This window comes from Streptomyces sp. NPDC090022, from assembly GCF_044748145.1.
Taxonomy (GTDB): Bacteria; Actinomycetota; Actinomycetes; order Streptomycetales; family Streptomycetaceae; genus Streptomyces.
On the sequence record NZ_JBIVFN010000004.1, the window covers coordinates 199,414 to 223,171 of the forward strand.

Sequence of the window (23,758 nt, forward strand, 5' to 3'; positions counted from 1 at the left end):
TGACGCGGGGCCGGGGTGTCGGTGTTCGGGTGGGGGTCGGGTGTCAGGGGTGTTCGACGAGGGGGAGGAGGGCGGCGGGTGCGGGTGGGCGGGGGTGTTCGCGTGGTTCGAGGCCGAAGGTGGTGAAGGCGGTGCGGGTGGGGAGGGGGTAGAGCTCTTTGCCGGTGAGGGTGTTGAGGATGGAGGCGCTGCGCCAGGCGGTGAGGCCGAGGTCGGGGGCGCCGACGCCGTGGGTGTGGCGTTCGCCGTTCTGGATGTAGAGGGATCCGGTGACGGCGGGGTCGAGGATCATGCGGTGGCGGTCGTCGATGCGGGGGCGGCCGGAGGCGTCCTTGCGGAGGTAGGGGTCGAGTCCGGCGAGGAGCTGGGTGAGGGGGCGTTCGCGGTAGCCGGTGGCGAGGACGACGGCGTCGGTGGTGAGGCGGGAGCGGGTGCCCTGCTGGACGTGTTCGAGGTGGAGTTCGACTTTGGTGGTGGCGACGCGGCCGGCGGTGCGGACGGTGACGCCGGGGGTGAGGACGGTGTCGGGCCAGCCGCCGTGGAGGGTTCGGCGGTAGAGCTCGTCGTGGATGGCGGCGATGGTGGCGGCGTCGATGCCCTTGTGGAGTTGCCATTGGGCGGGGACGAGCTGGTCGCGGACGGGTTCGGGGAGGGCGTGGAAGTAGCGGGTGTAGTCGGGGGTGAAGTGTTCGAGGCCGAGTTTGGAGTACTCCATGGGGGCGAAGGAGGGGGTGCGGGCGAGCCAGGTGAGGCGTTCGTGGCCGTGGGGGCGGGCGCGTAGGAGGTCGAGGAAGACTTCGGCGCCGGATTGTCCGGATCCGATGACGGTGATGTGGTCGGCGCCGAGGATGCGGGTGCGGTGGTCGAGGTAGTCGGCGGAGTGGATGACGGGGACGGTGGGGGCGTCGGCGAGGGGGCGCAGGGGGGCGGGGATGTAGGGGGCGGTGCCGATGCCGAGGACGAGGTTGCGGGTGTGGGTGCGGCCGAGGGCTTGGGCTTCGCCGTCGGGGTCGAGCTGGGTGAAGTCGACTTCGAAGAGGTCGTGTTCGGGGTTCCAGCGGACGGCGTCGATCTGGTGGCCGAAGTGGAGGCCGGGGAGGCGGCCGGCGACCCAGCGGCAGTAGGCGTCGTATTCGGCGCGCTGGATGTGGAACTGCTCGGCGAAGTAGAAGGGGAAGAGGCGTTCCTTGTGCTTGAGGTAGTTGAGGAAGGTCCAGGGGCTGGCGGGGTCGGCGAGGGTGACGAGGTCGGCGAGGAAGGGGACTTGGAGGGTGGAGCCTTCGATGAGGAGGCCGGGGTGCCATTGGAAGTAGCGGCGCTGGTCGTAGAAGGCGGTGGCGAGTCCGGTGCCGCCGGTGGGGTTGAGGGTGTGGGCGAGGGCGGCGAGGGAGAGGTTTGCGGGGCCGATGCCGATGCCGACGAGGTCGTGGGGGGTGTCGAGGTGGGCGGTCATCGCTGGGTGCTGCCTTCCAGGAGGGTCACCAGGGCGTGGAGGTCGGCGGCCGTGGTGTGGGGGTTGAGCAGGGTGGCCTTGAGCCAGAGTCGGCCGGCGGCGGTGGCGCGGCCGAGGACGGCGTGGCCGCCGTGCAGGAGGGTGCGGCGCAGGGCGGCGAGGTCGTCGTCGGTGGCGGCCGTGGGGCGGAAGAGCACGGTGCTGATGGTGGGCGCCGCGTGGAGTTCGAAGCGGGGGTGGGCTTCGAGGAGTGCTGCGAGGTGGTGGGCGGCTTCGCAGGTGCGGTCGATGAGGTCGGTGAGGCCGTCGCGGCCGAGGGCGCGGAGGGTGACGGCGATTTTGAGGGCGTCGGGGCGGCGGGTGGTGCGCAGGGAGCGGCCGAGGAGGTCGGGGAGGCCCGCTTCGGTGTCGTCGGGGGCGTTGAGGTAGTCGGCTTGGTGGTGGAGGGGGGTGAGGCGGCTGGTGTCGGGTACGGCGAGGAGGCCTGCGGCGATGGGTTGCCAGCCGAGTTTGTGCAGGTCGAGGGTGATGGAGTGGGCGCGGGTGAGGCCGTGCAGGCGGGGGCGGTGGCGGGGGCTGAGGGCGAGGGGGCCGCCGTATGCGGCGTCGATGTGGAGGTCGGCGTGGTGGTGTTCGCAGAGGTCGGCGAGGGCGTCGAGGGGGTCGATGAGGCCGGCGTCGGTGGTGCCTGCGGTGGCGGTGACGAGGGTGGGGCGCCGGGTGTGGGTGAGGGCTTCGTGGAGGGTGGTGGGGTCGAGGGTGCCGGTGGGGGTGGGGAGGGTGTGGGTTTTGGGGAGACCGAGGAGCCAGGCGGCGCGGGGGATGGAGTGGTGGGCGTTGGCGCCGTGGAGGACGGTGAGGTGGGGGCCGTGGTGTTCGCGGGCGAGGAGGAGGGCGAGTTGGTTGGCTTCGGTGCCGCCGGTGGTGAGGAGGGCGTCGGGGTGGGGGTGGTGGGGGTAGAGCTCGGTGGCGAGGGTGTGGGTGAGGAGGGCTTCGAGGGCGGAGGCGGCGGGGGCCTGGTCCCAGGAGTCGAGTGAGGGGTTGAGGGCGCTGGCCGCGAGGTCGGCGGCGGTGGCGAGGGCGAGGGGTGGGCCGTGGAGGTGGGCGGCGCACAGGGGGTCGGCGGGGTCGGCGGCGCCAGCGGCGAGGGTGTGGACGAGGGTGGTGAGGGCTTCGTGGGCGCCGGTGCCGTGGTCGGGCAGGAGGGGGGTGGCGGCGGCGCGGACGCGGGCGGTGACGGTGTCGGGTCCGCCGGCGGGCAGGGGGCCGCCGCGGGCGCGGGCGCCGGTGCGCAGGGCGTGGAGGACGGTGTCGACGAGGGGCCGCAGGGCGTCGGGGCCGGTGGTGCCGCCGGCCAGTGGCGGCGGTGGGGGGCGGTTCCCGGGCGGTGCGGTCATGCGGGTCCTCGTGGTGGGCGGGCGGGTGTTCGCCGGGCCCGGCCCTGCCGTCCGGTGTGGAGGTACAGGGCCGGGCACCTGCCCAGCACAACGATCAGACCCGAATGGGGTAACCGCTGGGGTTTGTCCGGTGTGGGTTTCCGGGTGCGTGCGCCGTGTGGCGTGCGCTGTTCGTGTGCGCTGTTGCGCGTGTGGCGTTACGCGTCCGGCTGGGTGCCGGTCGTGGTGTCGGTCGTGGTGTCGGTGGTGCGGGCACGGACCTTCAGGGCGCGGTCGAGGTCGTCGAGCTGGTCGACGAGCTTGCGGCGCAGGAGCGGGAGGATGCGGTCGTCGGTGAGGGCGGCGCGGCCGGCGGTGAGGATGTCCTGGTCGGTGGTGTGGGTGGGGAAGGCCCAGCGGCCTGCGGCTTCGCCGATGGCGGGGCCGCGGCGGTCGGCGAGGGCGATGGCGTCGGTGTAGTAGCGGTCGGTGTAGGGGCGTACGAGGTCGGTCTGTTCGGGCTGCCAGAAGCCGCGGGCGGTGGCGGTGAACAGGTAGTTGGAGAGGGTGTCGTCGTGGAAGAGGCGCTGCCAGGCGGCGTCCTTGGCGGCGGGGTCGGGGAGGGCGGCGCGGCAGTGGGCGGCGCCTTCCTGGCCGGTGGCGCTGGGGTCGGCGGCGAGGGCGGCGGCGATGTCGGGTTCGCCGATGGCGCCGAGGACGGCGAGGCGGGCGAGGATGCGCCAGCGCAGTTCGGGGTCGAGTTCGGGGCCGCCGGTGACGGTGCCGTCGGTGAGCCAGGCGGCGAGGGTGTCGGGCTGGGTGGCGCTGTCGATGAGGGTGCGTACGGCGGCCAGGCGCAGGCCGGGGTTGTGGCCGTCCTCGGTGCGGCGGATGAGGTCGCGGGCGGTGGCGGTGATCAGGCGCAGGGCGGCGGGGCGCTCGGCGTCGGGGACGTAGCGGTCGGCGATCTGGGTGCGGGCGAAGCCGAGGACGCCCTGGACGATGGCGAGGTCGTGCTCCTCGGGGAGGTGTGCGCGGAGGGTTTCCAGGTAGGCGGTGGGTTCGAGTTCGCCGTCGCGGACCATGTCGCGCAGGGCGTTCCACAGGACGGCGCGGGTGAGGGGGCGGGGGATGCCGGAGATGCCGCGCAGGACGGTGTCCAGGGAGTGCTCGTCGAGGCGGACCTTGGCGTAGGTGAGGTCGCCGTCGTTGAGGAGGACGAGGGCGGGGCGGGGGCCGGCGCCGGAGATGATCTCGTCGGTGGGGACGTCGAGGTCGAGGTGGTCGCGTGGTTCGAGGGTGCGGTCGGGGCCGTGGTCGTAGGTGGCGACGTCGATGCGGTGGGGGCGGCTGCCGTCGCGGCGTACGGCGAGGCTCCAGCCGCCGGGGCCTTCCTGGACCTGGGGGGTGAGGGTGTCGATGCCGGTGGTGCGCAGCCAGATGTCGGCCCAGGCGTGGACGTCGCGGTCGCTGCCGGCGGCGAGGGAGTCGACGAAGTCGGCGAGGGAGGCGTTGGCGAACTTGTGGCGGGCGAAGTGGGTGTTGATGCCGGCGAGGAAGTCCTTCTCGCCGAGCCAGGCGACGAGCTGACGGAGGGCGGAGGCGCCCTTGGCGTAGGAGATGCCGTCGAAGTTGAGGAGGGCGGAGGCGGTGTCGGGGACGCCGTCGGGGTCGGGGGCGACGGGGTGGGTGGAGGGGCGCTGGTCGGCGTCGTAGCCCCAGGCCTTGCGGGTGACGGCGAAGTCGGTCCAGGTGTCGGTGAAGCGGGTGGCTTCGGTGAGGGTCTGGTAGCCCATGTACTCGGCGAAGGACTCGTTGAGCCAGATGTCGTCCCACCAGCGGAGGGTGACGAGGTCGCCGAACCACATGTGGGCCATTTCGTGGGCGATGACCATGGCGCGGGTCTGGCGTTCGGTGTCGGTGACGGCGGAGCGGTAGATGAATTCGTCGCGGAAGGTGACCAGGCCCGGGTTCTCCATGGCGCCGGCGTTGAATTCGGGGACGAACGCCTGGTCGTAGGAGTCGAAGGGGTAGGGCTCGGTGAACTTCTCGTGGTAGCGGTCGTAGCAGGCGGTGGTGAGGGAGAGGAGTTCGTCGGCGTCGGCGTCCATGTGGGGGGCGAGCGAGCGGCGGCAGTGGATGCCGAAGGGGAGGCCGGCGTGTTCGGTGCGGATGGTGTGCCAGGGGCCGGCGGCGACGGCGGCGAGGTAGGTGGAGATGAGGGGGGTGGGGGCGGACTGCCAGATGCCGGCGCCGTCGCCGGAGGGGTGTCCCGTCCGGTCGCCGGTGCGGGTGGTGATGCCGTTGGCGAGGACGCTCCAGTGGGCGGGGGCGGTGACGGTGAAGGCGAAGACGGCCTTGAGGTCGGGCTGGTCGAAGGCCGCGAAGACGCGCTGGACGTCGTCCATGAACATCTGGGAGTAGACGTAGGTCTCGCCGTCGGCGGGGTCGGTGAAGCGGTGCAGGCCCTCGCCGGTGCGGGAGTAGCGCATGCGGGCGTCGACGCGCAGTTCGTGGGTGCCTTCGGCCAGGCCGGTCAGGGGCAGGCGGTTGCCGTCGAGGGTGGCCGGGTCGAGGTCGTGGCCGTCGAGGGTGGCGGAGCGCAGCTCGTCCGGTTTCAGCTCCACGAAGGTGTCGCCCGCGGCGCGTGCGGCGAAGCGGATGACGGTGTGGGAGTCGAAGGTGTCGTCGTCGCCGGTGAGGTCGAGGGTGACGGCGTAGTGGTGGACGTCGAGGAGAGCGGCTCGGGTCTGCGCTTCGTTGCGCGTCAGTGCGGACATGGGCCCATGCTGCCTGACCGGGCCGCCGCCGCCCCAGGGGGTATACGCCGGCCCGTACTCCTCGGGGTGTGTGGGCCGGCCCGGGCCGGCCCGGCCCGGGCCGTGATCCGCGGGGCGCCGCTTCGGGCGGTTACTCCTCGCCGGCGGCGATCGTCTCGTGGTGGCGGATGACCTCGGCGATGATGAAGTTGAGGAGCTTCTCGGCGAAGGCCGGGTCCAGCTTGGCGTTCTCGGCGAGTTCGCGCAGGCGGGCGATCTGGCGGGCCTCGCGGGTGGGGTCGGCCGGGGGGAGCTGGTGGCGGGCCTTGAGGTGGCCGACCTGCTGGGTGCACTTGAAGCGTTCGGCGAGCATGTGGACCACGGCCGCGTCGATGTTGTCGATGCTGTCGCGCAGCCGTGCCAGTTCGGCGCTGACGTAGTCGTCGATGTCGCTGTTGTTCATGGTTCCCGAGCTTACGTGGCGGGCGGGGGTGCGTCGGGGGGGTGGCGGGGTCGTACCAGTGGGTGAGACGGGCTCGGGTTCCCGCCCCGGCCGGGCGGGACGTGCGGAGCACCGCTCCGGATACCGAGCGGCGCTCTACAGGGGCAGGACGGCGGTGACGAGCCAGCCGCCTTCGGGGGCGGGGCCGGCGCTGAGGGTGCCGCCCATGGCCTCGGCGCGTTCGGTCATGCCGGCGAGGCCGTATCCGCCGCCGCGGGCCGTGTCGGAGAGGCGGGCGGGGCGGCCTCCGTCGTCGGCGATACGGATCTCCAGGCCGGCGGGGACGGTGCGCAGGCCGACACGGACGGCGGTGGCGGTGGCGGCGTGTTTGCTGATGTTGGTGAGCGCTTCGAGGACGATGCGGTGGGCGGTGGCCGCGACGTCGCCGGGGATCCGGGTCTCCAGGCCGGGTTCGATGTGGAGGACGACGGGGGGTCCGGTGCGGGAGTAGCGGGCGGTGAGGTCGCGCAGCTCCTTCAGGCCCGCGACGGGGGTGACGCCGGGGCCGCCGTCGCCTTCGCGGAGCACCTTGACCAGGCGGCGCATGGAGCCGAGGGCTTCGTCCCCGGCGGTCTCGATACGGCCGAAGATCTCGGCGGCGCGTTCGGCGGAGACCTGGGTGAAGCGGGCGGCGCGGGCCTCGACGACGATGCCGGTGACGTGGTGGGCGACGAGGTCGTGGAGTTCGCGGGCGAGTTCCAGGCGTTCGGCGGTGCGCACGGCGCGGACCTCGCGGACGCGCTGGACGGCTTGCAGGCGCAGGACCAGGGAGTAGGCGCCGACGACGACGGCGAGGCCGCAGAAGAGGAGGGTGAAGCGGCCGGGGTCGGTGTCGCGGACGGGTACGGCCATGCAGCCCAGGCCGAGCAGGGGGCCGAGGACGGCGGCGGTGCGGGCGGGGGCGTGCAGCAGGACCTGGCTGAGCAGGACGAGCAGGGCGATGGCTTCGCCGATGCCCAGGGCGGCCAGGGGCCGGGCGGAGAAGAGGAGCAGGCCGGTGGCGGTCCAGGTGACGAGGGCGGCGAACCAGGCGCGGGCCGGGAGGGGGAGGAAGGGCCAGGGGGCGGCGCTGAGGCAGACGAGGACGCCGGAGACGGTGACGAGGGCGTGGGGGAAGGTGGGCTCGCGGGCGAGGACGAGGGCTTCGGCGGTGACCAGGGAGAGCAGCAGGACGGAGAGGGCGAGCCGGATCCGGGTGGCGGCGTGCGGGTGGCGGCGGGCCCAGCTGGCCAGGGGGCTCATGCAGTGCTCGCGGCGAGGCCGCTCTCCCAGGCCCAGGCGGCGATCTCGACGCGGTTGCGGGCGTCGAGTTTGGCCTGGACGTTGGCCAGGTGGGTCTTGACGGTGGAGAGGGACACGTAGAGCTCCGCGGCGATCTCGGCGTTGGTCATGCCGCGGGCCAGGCAGCGTACGACCTCGCGTTCGCGTTCGGTGAGGGGTTCGGCGGGGCGGCGGGCGGCCTGGGCGGCCGGGGTGCGCGGTGCCATGTCGCGCAGCAGGCGCACGGTGATGGCGGGCGAGACGAGGGAGTCGCCGACGGCGGCGGCGCGGACGGCCTCAACCAGCATGGCGGGGCTGGCGTCCTTCAGGAGGAAGCCGCAGGCTCCGCCGTGCAGGGCGGCGTGGACGTATTCGTCGAGGTCGAAGGTGGTGACGATGACGATGCGGGGTGAGGTGCGGCCGGCCAGTCGGCGGGTGACCTCGAGGCCGTCGAGGCGGGGCATGCGGATGTCGAGGAGGAGGACGTCGGGCCGGTGCCGCTCGACGGCGGCGAGGGCGGCCTCGCCGTCGGCGACGTCGGCGAGGACCTCGATGTCGGACTGGCTCTCCAGGATCATCCGGAATCCGGTCCTGACCATCTCCTGGTCGTCCGCGATGACCACGCTGATCGTCATGCGCTGCCTGCCCCACTGTCGCCGGCGGCGTCTGCCGGTGCGGATGGATCCTTCCCAGGGGACCGGGGCGCGGGGCTGGCCGCAACCGCGCGGTGGGCCGCCGGGGACATGCCGCGAGCCCGGGACACCGGCGTGGGCGGCCGGGTGCCGGGCTCGCGATACGTCCTGCGACGCTACCCGCGTCCGTCGGCTCGCGCTTCGCCCTTCCGGCCGATCCGGGGCGGTGCCCTTCGGCCGGAAGGACGAGCGGCGCGACGGCCGGCAGGGCGGCAGGCGGGCCGGGGGACGCGTCGAGGGGTGGGACGGGGGATGCGTCGACCGGTGGGACGGGGGACGCGTGGGGCGGCGGGGCGGTCGGCTACATGCCGGCGGCCGCGCTCTTGATCTGGGCGGCGAAGGTGGAGACCTCGGTGTAGACGCCGGGGTAGTCGGGGCGGGCGCAGCCTATGCCCCAGCTGACGATGCCGACCTGGATCCAGGCTCCGGCGTTGTCGCGGCGGAACATGGGGCCGCCGGAATCGCCCTGGCAGGTGTCGACGCCGCCCTGGTCCAGCAGGCCCGCGCAGATCTCCTCGCCGGCGACGAGGTCGCTGCCGTACGCGGCCCTGCAGTCGGCGTCGGAGACGAAGGGGACGGTGGCCTTCATGAGGTAGCGCTGCTGGCCGCCGCCCTCGCGGGTGGCGCCCCAGCCGGCGACGGTGAAGGTGCCGTTGTTGTACTGGGTGGTCTCGGCGATCTTGAGGGTGGGCAGGTTGATGGGCTTGGCGAGCTTGATCAGCGCCCAGTCCTTGCCGGTGCCGTTGTAGCCGGGGGCCTGGAGGACCTTGGTGGACTTGACCTTGATGGCGCTGGAGCTGTTGAGGTCGACGACGCCGGCGGTGGCGGTGATGGAGGTGTTGTTGCCGGAGCCGTTGACGCAGTGGGCGGCGGTGAGAACGATCTGCTGGGTGTAGAGGGCGCCGCCGCAGCCCATGGAGAGGCGGACCATCCACGGGAACTCGCCCTGTGCGGCGCGGGTGCCGCCGACGACGGGGGCGGTGCCGGCGCTGGCGGATCCGGGCTGGAGGCTGACGGCGGCCAGGGCGATGGCGCCGGCGGCGAGGGTGCGCTTGACGAACCGGTTGAGGGTGCTCGACACGGTCAACACACTGCCTTTCGTGGGGGGTTGGGCTGTGCGCGCCACTGGGTGGGTGACGTTTCTGACGAGTCCATGTCACATCAGGGTGCGGTCGCGCAGCAAGAAGGCGTTTCCGGCCAATTTCCGGCGAGGGGGCCCGCATGACGGACAACGGTGGGCGGGCCGGGCCCGTCGAGCACGGATTTCCGCATCTCCCCCTGGTGCGCGCGTCGTTGACGGCCCTGTACCGCGGGCTGTCCGCGCCGGGCGTGCGCGCGTACGGGACCTCCTTCGCGGCGGCGGACGCGGCGTTCGGGGACGGCGACGACCTGCACCTGGGGGCGCAGCGGGTGGCGGCGGCGATGGTGCGGCAGCTGCGGCTGCCGGGCCCGGACGCGCGGATGATCGTGAGCTTCCGGCCGATGGAACAGGCGGCGGTGGTCGAACTGGCCGCGGGCCCGGAGTACTTCATCGAGGTCAACGACCGCTTCCGCAGGCACCGCCGGGACCTGGCGGCGGCGCTGGCGCACGAGGTGACGCACGTCCTGCTGCACCGGCTGGATCTGGGCTTCGGGGCGGCCGGGGACGACGAGATCCTGACGGACACGGCGGCGGCGTACCTGGGGGCGGGGTGGCTGCTGCTGGACGCCTACCGCCAGGACGCGCTGACCCACCAGAAGCTGGGCTACCTGACGCCGGAGGAGTTCGGGTACGTGCTGGCCAAGCGGGCGGCGGTGATGGGCGAGGACCCCTCGCCCTGGTTCACGAGCCCGCGGGCGTACGAGGCGTACCGGGCGGGCGCGGCGGTGGCGCGCGCCGACTGGCGCCGCCCGCCGCTGGCCGGGGCGGGCCCCTGGCAGCGCCGCCGCTACGCCCGCCTGCGCCGCGCGGCCGCCGCCGGGGGCGGAGACGGGGGCGGGGGCGGGAGCGGGAGCGGGAGCGGGCTCGGCGGCGGGCTCGGGAGCGGCGGTACCGGCGGGGACGGGGCGGCGTACCGCTTCGACGCCGCTGGCCGGGTGACCTTCGCGTGCCCGGTCTGCTGGCAGCGGCTGCGCGTCCCGGCCGGCGGCCCGGTCCAGGTCCGCTGCGGCGTGTGCGACACGGTCCTGGCCTGCGACACATAGGCCGCGCCGGCGGATCACGGCCGGGCCCGCTACGCGTCGCCGCACCCTCCGCAGCCGTCCGCGCAACCGGTCCCGCGGCCGTCCGCGCCGGCGCCGTCGCCCCTCCGGCGTACGCCCCGGTGGGTCAGGACGTCGACCACCACCCAGACGACGAACAGGGCCACCAGCCCCACCACGACGCCCGTGTCCAGGTCCATGCCCACGGTGTGCCCGCGCTCCGGCGGCGGAACACCCGGCTCCGCGCGCCGCTCGAGAACGCACGGAACCGGACGGGTGACAGCGGTTCAGCGAGGGGGTGCGGTGGGTAGTGATACCTCATCGCACGAGTGACCGGGCCCGACCCCTCGCCAGGGGGCCGGGCCCGGTCCGTTCACCGCGCCCCGCTCATCGCGCCCCGTACGCCGCGCCCCGCTCATCGCGCCCCGTACGCCGGGAGCGGATCCGGCGCCGAGGCGAGCAGCCCGGCCGCCGCCGCACCGGCCTCCGCGGGTGTCAGGCGGGCGCCCTTGTCCGAGGTGGGGCCCGGGCGCCAGCCGTCCATGAGGGTGATGCGCCCGCCCTCCGTCTCGAAGACGCGGCCCGTGACACCGGCCGAGGCCTCGGAGCCGAGCCAGACCACCAGCGGGGAGACGTTCTCCGGGGCCATCGCGTCGAACGCGCCCGCGGCCGGGGCGGCCATGGCGTCCGCGAACGTGGCTTCGGTCATGCGGGTACGGGCCGCCGGGGCGATGGCGTTGACGTGCACGCCGTAGCGGCCCATCTCCGCCGCCGCGACCAGGGTCAGGCCCAGGATCCCGGCCTTGGCCGCGCTGTAGTTGCCCTGGCCGACCGAGCCGAGCAGGCCCGCGCCCGAGGAGGTGTTGACCACCCGCGCCGCCACCTCGCGGCCCGCCTTGGCCTCGGCCCGCCACCACCCGGCGGCCGCGCGCAACGGCAGGAAGTGGCCCTTGAGATGGACCCGCATCACCGCGTCCCAGTCGTCCTCGTCGAGGTTGACCAGCATCCGGTCGCGCAGGAACCCGGCGTTGTTCACCAGGGTGTCCAGCCGGCCGAAGGTGTCCACCGCGCACCGTACGAGCGAGGCCGCGCCCTCGGACGTGGCGATGTCGCCGCCGTGGGCCACCGCCTCGCCGCCCGCCGCCCGGATCTCGGCCGCGACTGCGGCCGCCGGGCTGTCCGGGCCGGGCCGGCCGTCCAGGCCGACCCCCAGGTCGTTGACGACGACCCGCGCGCCCTCCGCCGCGAAGGCGAGCGCGTGGGCGCGGCCCAGCCCCCGCCCCGCGCCCGTCACGACCACGACCCGCCCGGCACACAGCCCCGACCCCGGCCCCGGCCCCGACCCCGGCTCCGCACCCGTCGGCCCCACACCCACCGGCCCCGACCCACGTTCCATCTCAGCCCTCCTTGTTGACAGTTGCCGCGTCCAGGAACGCCGGGCGTTCCCCGCCCCCGTGCACCAGCAGGCTCGCTCCGCTCACGTACGCTGCCCGCTCCGACGCCAGGAAGACCGCGGCCTCCCCCACCTCGTCCGGTTCCGCGAGCCGCCCCAGCGGGACGGTGGCGCCGACCGCCGCCACGCCCGCCTCGTCCCCGTAGTGCAGGTGCGCGAGTTCGGTGCGCACCATGCCCAGGACCAGGGTGTTCACCCGTACTTCGGGGGCCCATTCCACGGCCATCGACCGGGCGAGGTTCTCCAGGCCCGCCTTGGCCGCCCCGTACGCGGCGGTGCCCGGCGAGGGGCGGGTGCCGCTGACACTGCCGATCATCACCACCGAGCCGCGGGCGGCGCGCAGGTACGGGTACGCCGCCAGGGAGGCGGCCAGCGGTGCGGTGAGGTTCAGGGCCACGACCCGCGCGTGGCGTTCGGCGTCGCCCTCCCCCAGCAGCCGGTACGGGGTGCCGCCGGCGTTGTTGACCAGGCAGTCCAGCCGCCCGTACCGCTCGGCGATCTGCGCGGGGAAGGCCTGGACGGCCGCCGGGTCGCGCAGGTCGAGGGCGGTGAAGGCGGCCGTCCGGCCGTTCGCCGTCACCGGTTCGTCCGGCGGGCGGCGCGCGCACAGGACGACGCGCGCTCCCGCCGCGAGGAACGCGCGGGCGATCCCGGCGCCGACGCCGCGGGTTCCGCCGGTGACGACGGCGACCCTCCCGTCGAGCTCCATAGGCTGCTACCTTCCTCACCTAACAAATGTTTGGTGGAAAGGTAGCGGATCCTCTCATGGGTGTCTCCACCTCCGGCCCGGACAAGGGCGTCGCCCTGGTCACCGTCGACTTCCCGCCCGTCAACGCGCTGCCCGTGCGCGGCTGGTACGAGCTCGCCGACGCCGTGCGCGCCGCGGGCCGCGACCCGGAGACGCGGTGCGTGGTGCTCGCCGCCGAGGGGCGCGGGTTCAACGCCGGGGTCGACATCAAGGAGATGCAGCGCGACTCCGGGCACGGGGCGCTGATCGGCGCCAACCGCGGCTGCTACGAGGCCTTCGCGGCCGTGTACGAGTGCGAGGTGCCGGTGGTGGCGGCGGTGCACGGGTTCTGCCTGGGCGGCGGGATCGGCCTGGTGGGCAACGCGGACGTGATCGTGGCGAGCGAGGACGCCGCCTTCGGGCTGCCGGAGCTGGACCGGGGCGCGCTGGGCGCGGCCACCCATCTGGCCCGGCTGGTGCCGCAGCACCTGATGCGCGCGCTGTACTACACCTCGCGCACCGTGACGGCGGCCGAGCTGCAGGCGCACGGTTCGGTGTGGCAGGTGGTGCCGCGCGAGGGGCTGCGGGCGGCGGCGCTGGACCTGGCCGCGGAGATCGCGCTCAAGGACGGGCAGCTGATCCGGCTGGCCAAGGCCGCCATCAACGGTATCGACCCGGTGGACGTGCGCCGCAGCTACCGCTTCGAGCAGGGCTTCACCTTCGAGGCCAACCTCAGCGGGGTCGCCGACCGGGTCCGGGACACCTTCGGGAAGGAGCGGGAGCGGTGAGCGACAGGACCGACAAGATCATGTCCCTGGACGAGGTGGTGGGGCGGCTGCGCAGCGGCATGACCCTCGGGATCGGCGGCTGGGGCTCGCGCCGTAAGCCGATGGCCCTGGTCAGAGCGCTACTCCGGTCCGAGATCACCGATCTGACCGTGGTGTCGTACGGGGGTCCGGACATCGGTCTGCTCGCCGCCGCCGGCCGGATCTCCACCCTGGTGACACCGTTCGTCACCCTCGATTCCATCCCCCTCGAACCGCACTACCGGGCCGCCCGCGAGCGCGGCGCCTTCGCGCTCACCGAGCTCGACGAGGCGATGTTCATGTGGGGCCTGCACGCGGCCGCCAACCGGCTGCCGTTCCTTCCCGTCCGGGCCGGCCTCGGCTCCGACGTCCTGCGCGTCAACCCCGGCCTGCGCACCGTCACCTCCCCCTACGCCGACGGCGAGGAGTTCGTGGCGGTCCCGGCCCTGCGCATGGACGCCGCCCTGGTCCACCTCAACCGCGCCGACCGCCTCGGCAACGGCCAGTACCTGGGCCCGGACCCCTATTTCGACGACCTCTTCTGCGAGGCCGCCGACACGGCGTACGTCTCCTGCGAGCAGATCGTCGGGACGGCCGAGCTGTCGAAGGCGGCCGGCCCGCAGTCGCTGCTGGTCTCCCGGCACAGCGTCACCGGCGTCGTGGAGACCCCGGGCGGCGCGCACTTCACCTCCTGCGTGCCCGACTACGGCCGTGACGAGGCCTTCCAGAAGCTGTACGCGACGACCCCCTGGCCGGAGTTCGCGCAGCGGTTCCTGTCCGGCGCGAACGAGCACGACTACCAGCGGGCCGTGGCGGCCTGGCAGGAGGAACAGCGGTGAGCCGGACCGACACCACCCCCCTCGACCCGGCCGGGGACCGGGACCCGGACCGGGACCCGGCGCCCGGCGTGGTCACGCGCGCCGAGTACTGCGTCATCGCGTGCGCCGAGGCCTGGCGCGGCGACGGCGAGGTGCTGGCGAGTCCCATGGGCCTGATCCCGGCCCTGGGGGCCCGGCTGGCCCGCCGTACCTTCTCCCCCGACCTGCTGATGACCGACGGCGAGGCGATGCTCGTGGCCGCCGACGGCGCCACGGTGGAGGGCTGGCTGCCGTACCGCCGGCACCTGACCATGGTCACCGGCGGGCGGCGGCACGTGATGATGGGCGCGAGCCAGATCGACCGCTTCGGCAACCAGAACATCTCCTGCATCGGCGACTGGGAGCGGCCCGCCCGGCAGCTGCTCGGGGTACGCGGGGCGCCCGTCAACACTCTGAACAATCCGGTCAGTTACTGGATCCCGCGGCATTCGGCCCGGGTGTTCGTCGAGCGCGTCGACATGGTCTCGGGCGTCGGTCACGACCGGGCGGCCGCGGCCGGCCCGTCCGCGACCCGCTACCACCGCCTGCCGCGCGTGGTGTCGAACCTGGGCGTCTTCGACTTCGAGACCCCCGACCGGTCGATGCGGATCGCCTCCCTCCACCCGGGGGTGACCCTGGAGGAGGTCCGGGCGGCCACCGGTTTCGCCCTCGTGGAGCCGGCCGGGGACGGCCCCGTACCGCAGACGCGCGAGCCGGAGCCCGAGGAACTGCGGCTGATCCGCGAGGAGCTGGATCCGCGCGGCACCCGCGAGCGGGAGGTGCCCGCCTGATGGAGACCGCGTTCACGAAGCTGGTCGGGGTCGAGCACCCGCTGGTGCAGACCGGGATGGGCTGGGTCGCCGGCCCCCGCCTGGTCTCGGCCACCGCGAACGCGGGGGCGCTGGGCATCCTGGCCTCGGCGACGATGACCGTGGACCAGCTGCGGTCGGCGGTGCGGGAGGTGAAGTCCCGTACGGACGGGCGGCCGTTCGGGGTCAACCTGCGCGCGGACGCCGGGGACGCGGCCGAGCGGGTACGGCTGATCATCGACGAGGGCGTGCGGGTGGCGTCGTTCGCGCTGGCGCCGTCGCGGGAGCTGATCGCGCGGCTCAAGGACGCGGGCGTGGTGGTGATCCCCTCGATCGGGGCGCGCCGGCACGCGGAGAAGGTCGCGGCGTGGGGCGCGGACGCGGTGATCGTGCAGGGCGGCGAGGGCGGCGGGCACACCGGGGACGTGGCCACGACCGTGCTGCTGCCGCAGGTCGTCGACGCGGTCGGCATCCCGGTGGTCGCGGCGGGCGGCTTCCACGACGGGCGCGGGCTGGTGGCGGCGCTGGCGTACGGGGCGGCGGGGGTCGCGATGGGGACGCGGTTCCTGCTGACGTCGGACTCGACGGTGCCGGACGCCGTCAAGGCGCGGTACCTGGCGGCGACCGTGAAGGACGTGACGGTCACGACGGCCGTGGACGGCCTGCCGCACCGGATGCTGCGCACGGAGCTGGTCGCCTCGCTGGAGCGGGCGGGCCGGGCGACGGCGCTGGCGCGGGCGGTGCGGCACGCGGCCGCGTTCCGGAAGCTGTCGGGGCTGTCCTGGGCGCAGCTGGTGCGGGACGGCCTGGCGATGAAACACGGCAAGGACCTGTCCTGGAGCCAGGTCCTGCTCGCCGCGAACACTCCCATGCTCCTGAAGGCGTCCATGGTCGAGGGCCGTACGGACCTCGGAGTCATGGCATCCGGCCAGGTCGCGGGCGTGATCGAGGACCTTCCGTCGTGTGCGGAGCTCGTCGCCCGGGTGATGGCCGAGGCACAGCAGGTACTGGAGAAGCTGCCAAGGAGCTGACACATGAGCCGTATGACCACCCGCACGAGCCGTATACCCCGGTGGGGCCGGGGTCGAAGAATCCGCCTGGCGACGGCCGGAGTGCTGCTCTCCGTGCTCGCCGCCGGGGTCCTTCCGGCGTCGGTCGCGTCCGCGTCCGTCGCGTCCGTCGCGTCCGCCTCGTCCGCCGCGTCCGCGTCCGCCGGTGCGCCGGTGGCCGTGGCGCAGGGCCACGACCGGTCCGCCGCCGCGCAGGGGATCCGCCGGATCCCCCTCCAGGGCGCGGTCAACGTCCGCGACCTGGGCGGCTACCGCACGTACACCGGCGGCGAGGTCCGCCACGGTCTGGTCTACCGATCGGACGCGCTGGGCAAGGTGACGGACGCCGACCTCGTCACCCTGTCCGGCCTGGGCCTCAAGAAGGTGGTGGACTTCCGGATCCCGATGGAGGTCCAGTACGACGGCGCCGACCGGCTGCCGGCGGGGCTCACGCCCGTCGCGCGTCCGGTGAGCGACCTGGGTCTGTTCGGGACCCTGGTCTCCGCGATCCGCGCCGGCGACCCGGTCAAGCAGGAGCAGATGCTCGGCGGCGGGCGGGCCGAGGCGTACATGCGGGACATCTACCGCACGTTCGTGACGTCCCCCGAGAGCCGGGCGCAGTTCGCGACGACGCTGCGCGAGATCGCCGACGGCCGGCAGGGGCCGCTGCTGTTCCACTGCACGGCGGGCAAGGACCGTACGGGCTGGCTGAGTTACGTGCTGCTGCGTGCGCTGGCCGTGCCGGAGGGCTGGGCGGAGCAGGACTTCCTGGCGACGAACGGGTTCCGGGCGGCGTACGACGCGCAGGTCCGCGAGGGGCTGCGGCAGGCCGGGCTGATGCAGAAGCCGGAGCTGCTGATCCCGCTCCAGGAGGTCCGCGAGGACTACCTGGACGCGGCGCTGGCGCAGATGACGGCGGACTACGGCAGCTTCTACGGCTATCTGACGCAGGGGCTGGGTCTGGACCTGCGGACGCTGGCGAAGCTGCAGTCGAAGATGGTCCGCTAGACGCCAATGCTGGCCGGGGGCGGGGGATTCGGGTGCGGGTCGTACGTGGCTGAGCGCGCAGTTCCCCGCGCCCCTCACGGGGCTGGGCCCGGTGGGTGGGTGCGGGGGCGTGCGTGGTTGCTCGCGCAGTTCCCCGCGCCCCTCACGGGGTGCTGCCCGGTACCTGGGTGCGGGCCGTACGTGGCTGAGCGCGCAGTTCCCCGCGCCCCTCACGGGGCTGGGCCCGGTGGGTGGGTGCGGGGGCGTGCGTGGTTGCTCGCGCAGTTCCTCGCGCCCCTGATGGGGCGGAGGCCCCGGGTCAGGTCGTGCGGCGGGGGCGGCGGGGGCGGTCGGGGGTGGAGCCGGCGGGCTGGGTGCGGCGGGGCTGGGCCGGGGTGTCGGCGGCGCCCTGCTGCCGGCGGCGGCGGCCCGCGCCCTCGCCCGACGCGCGGCGGCGGCCGTTGCCGGGCTTGGCGCCGGTGCGCTGCGCGGCCGGCTGGGTCGGCTGCGGGACCTCCAGGACCACCGGGATGCCCGAGGGCTCGCGGGCGCCGGTCAGCCGGGACAGCTCCTCGTCCGAGGACTTGATCTGCGCCGTGCGCGGGGAGATGCCGGCGTCCGACATCAGGCGGGTCATGTCCCGCTTCTGGTCGGGGAGGACCAGGGTGACCACGCTGCCGGACTCGCCGGCGCGGGCGGTACGGCCGCCGCGGTGCAGGTAGTCCTTGTGGTCGGTCGGCGGGTCCACGTTGACGACCAGGTCCAGGTCGTCGATGTGGATGCCGCGCGCGGCGACGTTGGTGGCGACCAGCGCGGTCACCTCGCCCGTCTTGAACCAGTCGAGCGTGCGGTTGCGCTGCGGCTGCGAGCGGCCGCCGTGCAGGCCGGAGGCCCGTACGCCGCTGGCGAGCAGCTTCTTGACCATGCGGTCCACGGCCCGCTTGGTGTCCAGGAACATGATGACCCGGCCGTCGCGGGCGGCGATGCGGGTCGCGACGACCTTCTTGTCGGTCTCGTCCATGACGTACAGGACGTGGTGCTCCATGGTCGTGACGGCGCCGGCCGACGGGTCGACCGAGTGCGTGACCGGGTCGCTCAGGAACATCTTGACGAGCTTGTCGATGTTCTTGTCCAGCGTCGCGGAGAACAGCAGCCGCTGGCCGTCCGGCTCGACCTGCCTGAGCAGCGCGGTGACCTGCGGCAGGAAGCCCATGTCGGTCATCTGGTCGGCCTCGTCCAGCACCGTGACCGCGACCCGCGCGAGCGTGACGTCGCCGCGCTCGATCAGGTCGGCGAGCCGGCCGGGGGTGGCCACCAGGACCTCGGCGCCGCGCCGCAGCGTGCCCGCCTGGCGGTTGATGGACATGCCGCCGACCACGGTCGCGATCCGCATCCGCAGCGCCTGCGCGTACGGCTCCAGGGCGTCCGTGACCTGCTGGGCCAGCTCCCGCGTCGGGACGAGGACCAGGGCGAGCGGGGCCTTGGGCTCGGCGCGCCGGCCCGCGGTGCGGGCGAGGACGGCCAGGCCGAAGGCGAGGGTCTTGCCGGAGCCGGTGCGGCCGCGGCCGAGGACGTCACGGCCGGCCAGCGAGTTCGGCAGGGTGGCGGCCTGGATCGGGAACGGCTCGGTGACGCCCTGCGCCGCGAGGGTCTTCAGCAGCGCCGCGGGCATGTCGAGGTCCTCGAACGCGGCCACGGACGGCAGCGCCGGGACGACCGGCTCGGGCATGGTGAATTCCTGCGGCCGCGGCGGCTGTGCGGGAGCGGTGGACTTCTTCCGCGCACGGCCCCCGGCGCCCTGGGCGGGCCCCCGTCGGCGGGCAGGGCGGCGGGCGGCGGGTATGGCGCTGGAGCTGGTCATAAGAGAGGCCACGCTAACACACCGCGCACCCCCGGCCCCGCCGGCGCTCCCGCCGCCACGGCCCCGGTCCTGCCGTCCGGGCGTACGGGGAAGGGGTCCGCCGGGTGGTGTGCGACGGCTCACTGTGACGGTTCTCACTGCGCCCGGCGGCGCGCGGGTCCCCCACGGGCGTTCGGCGACGGGTCCCCCACGGGCGTTCGGCGACCGGCCCCCTACAGGCGTTCGATGATCGTGACGTTGGCCTGGCCGCCGCCCTCGCACATGGTCTGCAGGCCGTAGCGGCCGCCGGTCCGTTCCAGTTCGTGCAGCAGCGTGGTCATCAGCTTGGCGCCGGTGGCCCCCAGCGGGTGTCCGAGCGCGATGGCGCCGCCGTTGACGTTGACCCGGTCGGGGTCCGCGCCGGTCTCCTTCAGCCAGGCCAGGACCACCGGTGCGAACGCCTCGTTGATCTCGACGAGGTCGATGTCGTCGATCGTCATGCCGGCCTTCTTCAGGGCGTACGCCGTCGCGGGGATCGGCGCGGACAGCATCCGGATGGGGTCCTCGCCCCGTACCGACAGGTGGTGGATGCGGGCCCGGGGCGTCAGTCCGTGTTCGCGCACCGCCCGTTCTGAGGCGAGGAGGATGGCCGCCGCGCCGTCGGAGACCTGCGAGGAGACGGCCGCGGTGATCGTGCCGCCCTCCACCACCGGCCGCAGGGCGGCCATCTTCTCCAGGGAGGTGTCCCGGCGCGGGCCCTCGTCGGCGCGGACCTCGCCGTGGGCGACGGTCTCCCGCTCGAAGCGGCCCTCGTCGAGGGCGCGGAGGGCCCGCTGGTGGGAGCGCAGGGCGAAGTGCTCCATGTCCTCGCGGCTGATGCCCCACTTCGCGGCGATCAACTGCGCGCCGTGGAACTGGTTGACGGGCGCGTCGCCGTAGCGGGCCCGCCAGCCCTCGGAGCCGGCGTAGGGGCCGCCGGTCAGGCCCAGCGGTTCCGCGGCCTGCCGGGAGGCGAACGCGATCGGGATCATCGACATGTTCTGGGTGCCGCCCGCGACGACCAGGTCCTGGGTGCCCGACAGCACGCCCTGCGCGGCGAAGTGGACCGCCTGCTGCGAGGAGCCGCACTGCCGGTCGACGGTGACGCCCGGGACCTCTTCGGGGAGTCCCGCCGCCAGCCAGGCCGTCCGGGCGATGTCGCCCGCCTGCGGGCCCACGGTGTCGACGCAGCCGAGGACCACGTCCTCGACGGCGGCCGGGTCCACGCCCGAGCGTTCCACCAGGGCCCGCAGCACGTGGGCGCCGAGGTCGGCCGGGTGGACGGCGGCCAGGCCGCCCTGGCGCCGGCCGACGGGCGTGCGGACCGCTTCGACGATGTAGGCCTCGGGCATCGGAACACTCCTTGAGTCAGGTGGTGCTGCGTACGGCGATGCCGTCCAGCACCATCGACAGGTACTGGCGGGCGATCTCCTCGGGGCTGTGCTGTCCGCCGGGCCGGTACCAGGACGCGGCGACCCAGACGGTGTCGCGGACGAAGCGGTAGGTCAGGCGGATGTCCAGGTCGGCGCGGAAGACCTGGGCGGCGACCCCCCGCTCCAGCGTTCCCAGCCAGGCCTTCTCGAACTTCACCTGCGAGTCGGACAGGTAGTGGAAGCGGGGCTGCGCGGCCAGGTGCCGGGCCTCCTTCTGGTAGATCGCGACGGCGGCGCGGTGCCGGTCGATCTCCCGGAAGGACTCGGTGACGAGGGCCTCGATGGTCTCCCGGGGGCCGAGTCCGGCGGCGAGTACGGCGTCGTAGCCGTCCCACAGTTCGCCCAGGAAGGTGGAGAGGATCTCGTCGAGCATCGATTCCTTGGAATCGAAGTGGTAGTAGAGGCTGCCGGCGAGCATGCCGGCGGCGTCGGCGATCTTGCGCACGGTGGTGGCGTTGTAGCCCTGGGCGGCGAACACCTCGGCGGCGGTGCCGAGGAGTTCGCGCCGGCGCTCCGGGGAGGGCGTCACCTGGGATTTCTTCTTGTTCGTTGGCACGCGTCCATTCTCGGCCTAGGCGCGCTGGCTGCTGACCGACACGGTCTCGCCCGTCATGTACGAGGCGTAGCCGCTGGTCAGGAACACGATGACGTTGGCGACCTCCCACGGCTGCGCGTACCGCCCGAAGGCCTCGCGTTCGGTCAGGTCCGCGAGCAGTTCGGCGGAGGTGACCTTCACCAGATGCGGGTGCATGGCCAGGCTGGGGGCCACGGCGTTGACGCGTACGCCGAACTCGGCGGCCTCCAGGGCCGCGCAGCGGGTCAGGGCCATCACCCCGGCCTTGGCGGCGGCGTAGTGGGCCTGGCCGGCCTGGGCGCGCCAGCCGACCACGGAGGCGTTGTTGACGACGACTCCGCCGGAGCCGGTGGCCTTCATGGCGCGCAGGGCGGCGCGGGTGCAGCGGAAGGTGCCGTTCAGGGTGACGTCGAGCACCGTGGACCACTGGTCGTCGGTCATGTCGACCAGGTGTGCGGTGCCGCCCAGGCCCGCGTTGTTGACGACGGCGTCGAGGCGTCCGTGGACCTCCTCGGCGTACGCGAACAGGGCCTGGACCTGGGTCTCGTCGGTGACGTCGCAGGGCAGGGAGGTGACGGCGTCCGGCCCGAACTCGGCGGCGAGCGCGGCCTCGGTCTCCTTCAGCCGGCGTGTGTGGGCGTCGCTGACGAGGACCCTGGCGCCCTCCTCCAGGAAGCGGCGGGCGGTGGCGCCGCCGATGCCGGCCCCGGCGGCGGCGGTGATGACGGCGGTGCGGCCGCGCAGCAGCCCGTGGCCGGGGACGTACCGGGGGACGTACCGGGGCGCGTGTGCGTGCTCCTCGACTCCGCTCATGACCGTACGTTAACCTACCAAACACTTGTTAGGGAAGCGTGGAAGGACGGCGATGGACCTCACGCACACCCCGGAGACGGACGCCTTCCGGGCCGAGGCGCGGGCCTGGCTGCGCGCGCACGTGCCCGGCCGGCCCCTGCCCTCCCTGGAGACCGGCGAGGGCTTCGCCGCGCACCGCGCCTGGGAGGCCGAACTGGCCGCGGACCGCTGGTCGGTGGTCTCGTGGCCCGAGCGGTACGGCGGCCGGGGCGTGGACATCGTCCGGTGGCTGGTCTTCGAGGAGGAGTACTACGCGGCGGGCGCCCCCGGCCGGGTCGCGCAGAACGGCATCAACCTGCTCGCCCCCACCCTCTTCGACCACGCGACCGAGGAACAGCGGGCCCGGATCCTGCCGCCGATGGCGCGCGGCGAGGTGATCTGGGCCCAGGCCTGGTCGGAGCCGGAGGCCGGCTCGGACCTGGCGTCCTTGCGCTCGCGGGCGGTGCGCACCGACGGCGGCTGGCTGTTGTCGGGGCAGAAGACCTGGTCCTCGCGGGCCGCGTTCGCCGACCGGGCCTTCGGCGTCTTCCGCAGCGATCCGGACGCAGCCCGGCCGCACCAGGGCCTGACGTACCTGATGTTCGACCTGCGCGCGCCGGGGGTGACCGTACGGCCCATCGGGCGCCTCGACGGCAAGCCGGCCTTCGCCGAGCTGTTCCTGGACGGGGTGTTCGTGCCCGACGAGGACGTGATCGGCGAACCGGGGCAGGGCTGGCGGATCGCGATGTCGGCCACCGGCAACGAGCGGGGGCTGACACTGCGGTCCCCCGGGCGGTTCCTGGCGGCGGCGGACCGGCTGGTCGGGCTGTGGCGGCAGGCCGGCGATCCGGCGGACACCGCGCTGCGCGACCGGGTCGCGGACGCGGTGGTGGGGGCGCGGGCGTACGAGCTGTTCACGTGGGCGTGCGCGTCGCGGTTCGCGGCGGGCGGGGCGATCGGCGCCGAGTCCAGCCTGAACAAGGTGTTCTGGTCGGAGTACGACATCGCGCTGCACGAGACGGCGCTGGACCTGCTGGGCGCGGACGGCGAGCTCGCCGACACCGCGTGGGCGGAGCCGTACGTCTTCGCGCTGGCGGGCCCGATCTACGCCGGGACGAACGAGATCCAGCGCGACATCATCGCCGAGCGGCTGCTCGGCCTCCCGAAGGGCCGCCGCTGATGCGTTTCCTGCTGACCGACGAGCAGTCGGACCTCGCCCGCACGCTGGCCGCGCTGCTGGCCGCCGCGGACGTGCCGTCGGTGGTGCGGGCCTGGTCGGCCGGGGAGCACGGGCCGGGCCGGGCGCTGTGGGCGCGGCTGGCGGAGTGCGGGCTGTTCGCGCTGGCGGTGCCGGAGGAGCACGAGGGGCTGGGACCGCTGCCGGTGGAACTGGCGGTGGCGTTCGTGGAGCTGGGGCGGTACGGGGTGCCGGGTCCGCTGGTGGAGACGGTGGCCGCGGCCGCGCTGCTGCCGGGCAAGCACCTGCCGGCGCTGGCGGCGGGCGAGTGCCTGGCCACGCTGACGCTGCCGGGCGCCGGCCCGTACGCGCTGGACGCGGACGCGGCGACGGTGGTGCTGACACTGTCGGCGGACGGCGGGCTGTACGCCTCCCCCGGCCACCGGCCCGTGCGCCTCTCCGTGGACCCGGCCCGCCGGCTGGCCGAGCCGCTGCCCGGCGGGGACCTGCTGGCGGCCGGGGTGCCGGCGGAGCCCGCGCTGGCCTGGGCCCGGCTGCTGACGGCGGCGCAGGCGCTGGGGGTGGGCGAGGCGCTGCTGGAGCGGACGGTGGCGTACGTCAAGCAGCGCACCCAGTTCGGGACGCCCATCGGCGCGTTCCAGGCCGTCAAGCACCGGCTGGCGGACACCCTGCTGGCGCTGGAGTTCGCGCGGCCGCTGGTGCTGGGCGCGGCGCTGACGAGGGCGGCGGGCGATGTCGCGGCGGCGAAGCTGGCGGCGGGCGAGGCGGCGTACCGGGCGGCCCGTACGGCGCTGCAGCTGCACGGCGCCGTCGGCTACACGCAGGAGCTGGACCTGTCCCTGTGGCTGCGCAAGGCCCGGCCGCTGCGCGACGCGTGGGGGACGCCGGCGCACCTGCGGGCGGCGGTGCTGGCGGCGTACGGGAGCTGAGCG

The 23,758-nt window shown here is 74.1% G+C and carries 22 protein-coding genes; 8 read left to right on the forward strand and 14 right to left on the reverse strand.

Annotation, left to right across the window (positions count from 1 at the left end; all coding sequences use genetic code 11):
- Positions 1–43 precede the first annotated feature (43 nt).
- The 7 genes from ACIPXB_RS11310 to ACIPXB_RS11340 all read right to left on the reverse strand — a co-directional run bounded on the left by ACIPXB_RS11310 (position 44) and on the right by ACIPXB_RS11340 (position 9,132).
- Positions 44–1,453: a lysine N(6)-hydroxylase/L-ornithine N(5)-oxygenase family protein gene (locus tag ACIPXB_RS11310; protein ID WP_401447554.1), complete on the reverse strand. Its 1,410-nt coding sequence runs from the start codon at positions 1,451–1,453 to the stop codon at positions 44–46.
- Positions 1,450–2,850 carry a pyridoxal phosphate-dependent decarboxylase family protein gene (locus tag ACIPXB_RS11315; protein ID WP_401447557.1) on the reverse strand — a complete coding sequence of 467 codons (1,401 nt, stop codon included), beginning with the start codon at positions 2,848–2,850 and terminating at the stop codon, positions 1,450–1,452. Before ACIPXB_RS11315 ends, ACIPXB_RS11310 begins: the two co-directional genes overlap by 4 nt.
- 197 nt (positions 2,851–3,047) lie before the next feature.
- Complete coding sequence (pepN, locus tag ACIPXB_RS11320) at positions 3,048–5,609, reverse strand: aminopeptidase N (RefSeq protein WP_401447559.1); 2,562 nt, start codon at positions 5,607–5,609, stop codon at positions 3,048–3,050.
- 130 nt (positions 5,610–5,739) lie between these two features.
- Positions 5,740–6,051: a chorismate mutase gene (locus ACIPXB_RS11325; RefSeq protein ID WP_401447561.1), complete on the reverse strand. Its 312-nt coding sequence runs from the start codon at positions 6,049–6,051 to the stop codon at positions 5,740–5,742.
- 135 nt (positions 6,052–6,186) lie between these two features.
- Positions 6,187–7,332 carry a sensor histidine kinase gene (locus ACIPXB_RS11330; protein WP_401447563.1) on the reverse strand — a complete coding sequence of 382 codons (1,146 nt, stop codon included), beginning with the start codon at positions 7,330–7,332 and terminating at the stop codon, positions 6,187–6,189.
- On the reverse strand, positions 7,329–7,985 hold the full coding sequence (locus tag ACIPXB_RS11335) for a response regulator (RefSeq protein WP_401447566.1): 657 nt from the start codon (positions 7,983–7,985) through the stop codon (positions 7,329–7,331). Before ACIPXB_RS11335 ends, ACIPXB_RS11330 begins: the two co-directional genes overlap by 4 nt.
- 358 nt (positions 7,986–8,343) lie before the next feature.
- Entirely contained in the window at positions 8,344–9,132 is a 789-nt protein-coding gene (locus ACIPXB_RS11340; RefSeq protein WP_401447568.1) for a serine protease, read from the reverse strand.
- 131 nt (positions 9,133–9,263) lie between these two features.
- Between ACIPXB_RS11340 and ACIPXB_RS11345 the strand changes: the two genes are divergently transcribed.
- Complete coding sequence (locus ACIPXB_RS11345; RefSeq protein WP_401447570.1) at positions 9,264–10,226, forward strand: hypothetical protein; 963 nt, start codon at positions 9,264–9,266, stop codon at positions 10,224–10,226.
- Between the two features lie 29 nt (positions 10,227–10,255).
- Here the strand turns inward: ACIPXB_RS11345 and ACIPXB_RS11350 are convergent, their stop codons facing one another.
- From ACIPXB_RS11350 to ACIPXB_RS11360, 3 genes are all read right to left on the reverse strand, one after another.
- A complete protein-coding gene (locus ACIPXB_RS11350; protein WP_401447572.1) occupies positions 10,256–10,423 on the reverse strand; it encodes a hypothetical protein in 168 nt (55 codons plus the stop codon).
- 215 nt (positions 10,424–10,638) lie between these two features.
- Positions 10,639–11,619: an SDR family oxidoreductase gene (locus tag ACIPXB_RS11355; protein WP_401447575.1), complete on the reverse strand. Its 981-nt coding sequence runs from the start codon at positions 11,617–11,619 to the stop codon at positions 10,639–10,641.
- A 1-nt stretch (position 11,620) separates the two neighbouring features.
- Positions 11,621–12,385: an SDR family oxidoreductase gene (locus ACIPXB_RS11360; RefSeq protein WP_401447577.1), complete on the reverse strand. Its 765-nt coding sequence runs from the start codon at positions 12,383–12,385 to the stop codon at positions 11,621–11,623.
- Positions 12,386–12,441: 56 nt separating this feature from the next.
- Between ACIPXB_RS11360 and ACIPXB_RS11365 the strand changes: the two genes are divergently transcribed.
- The 5 genes from ACIPXB_RS11365 (at position 12,442) to ACIPXB_RS11385 (ending at position 16,932) form a co-directional block, all read left to right on the forward strand.
- Complete coding sequence (locus tag ACIPXB_RS11365) at positions 12,442–13,191, forward strand: enoyl-CoA hydratase family protein (protein ID WP_401447579.1); 750 nt, start codon at positions 12,442–12,444, stop codon at positions 13,189–13,191.
- Between the two features lie 20 nt (positions 13,192–13,211).
- Entirely contained in the window at positions 13,212–14,048 is an 837-nt protein-coding gene (locus ACIPXB_RS11370) for a CoA transferase subunit A (RefSeq protein WP_401448258.1), read from the forward strand.
- Between the two features lie 68 nt (positions 14,049–14,116).
- Complete coding sequence (locus tag ACIPXB_RS11375; RefSeq protein ID WP_401448261.1) at positions 14,117–14,857, forward strand: CoA-transferase subunit beta; 741 nt, start codon at positions 14,117–14,119, stop codon at positions 14,855–14,857.
- Positions 14,857–15,906, forward strand: a complete 1,050-nt coding sequence (locus ACIPXB_RS11380) for an NAD(P)H-dependent flavin oxidoreductase (RefSeq protein ID WP_401447582.1) — start codon at positions 14,857–14,859, stop codon at positions 15,904–15,906. The genes ACIPXB_RS11375 and ACIPXB_RS11380 overlap by 1 nt, the downstream gene beginning before the upstream one ends.
- 3 nt (positions 15,907–15,909) lie before the next feature.
- On the forward strand, positions 15,910–16,932 hold the full coding sequence (locus ACIPXB_RS11385; RefSeq protein WP_401447585.1) for a tyrosine-protein phosphatase: 1,023 nt from the start codon (positions 15,910–15,912) through the stop codon (positions 16,930–16,932).
- A 298-nt stretch (positions 16,933–17,230) separates the two neighbouring features.
- Here ACIPXB_RS11385 and ACIPXB_RS11390 read toward each other — a convergent pair whose 3' ends face one another.
- The 4 genes from ACIPXB_RS11390 to ACIPXB_RS11405 all read right to left on the reverse strand — a co-directional run bounded on the left by ACIPXB_RS11390 (position 17,231) and on the right by ACIPXB_RS11405 (position 21,610).
- Positions 17,231–18,772 (reverse strand): DEAD/DEAH box helicase, encoded by a 1,542-nt coding sequence (locus ACIPXB_RS11390; RefSeq protein WP_401447588.1) that lies wholly within the window; start codon positions 18,770–18,772, stop codon positions 17,231–17,233.
- Between the two features lie 212 nt (positions 18,773–18,984).
- On the reverse strand, positions 18,985–20,142 hold the full coding sequence (locus tag ACIPXB_RS11395; protein WP_401447590.1) for an acetyl-CoA C-acetyltransferase: 1,158 nt from the start codon (positions 20,140–20,142) through the stop codon (positions 18,985–18,987).
- 16 nt (positions 20,143–20,158) lie between these two features.
- Positions 20,159–20,779: a TetR/AcrR family transcriptional regulator gene (locus tag ACIPXB_RS11400; RefSeq protein ID WP_401447592.1), complete on the reverse strand. Its 621-nt coding sequence runs from the start codon at positions 20,777–20,779 to the stop codon at positions 20,159–20,161.
- A 15-nt stretch (positions 20,780–20,794) separates the two neighbouring features.
- Entirely contained in the window at positions 20,795–21,610 is an 816-nt protein-coding gene (locus tag ACIPXB_RS11405; RefSeq protein ID WP_401447595.1) for an SDR family oxidoreductase, read from the reverse strand.
- Positions 21,611–21,662: 52 nt separating this feature from the next.
- Between ACIPXB_RS11405 and ACIPXB_RS11410 the strand changes: the two genes are divergently transcribed.
- Together ACIPXB_RS11410 and ACIPXB_RS11415 are read left to right on the forward strand one after the other, a co-directional pair.
- Positions 21,663–22,808 (forward strand): acyl-CoA dehydrogenase family protein, encoded by a 1,146-nt coding sequence (locus ACIPXB_RS11410; protein WP_401447598.1) that lies wholly within the window; start codon positions 21,663–21,665, stop codon positions 22,806–22,808.
- Positions 22,808–23,755 carry an acyl-CoA dehydrogenase family protein gene (locus ACIPXB_RS11415; protein ID WP_401447601.1) on the forward strand — a complete coding sequence of 316 codons (948 nt, stop codon included), beginning with the start codon at positions 22,808–22,810 and terminating at the stop codon, positions 23,753–23,755. Before ACIPXB_RS11410 ends, ACIPXB_RS11415 begins: the two co-directional genes overlap by 1 nt.
- Positions 23,756–23,758: the final 3 nt, after the last annotated feature.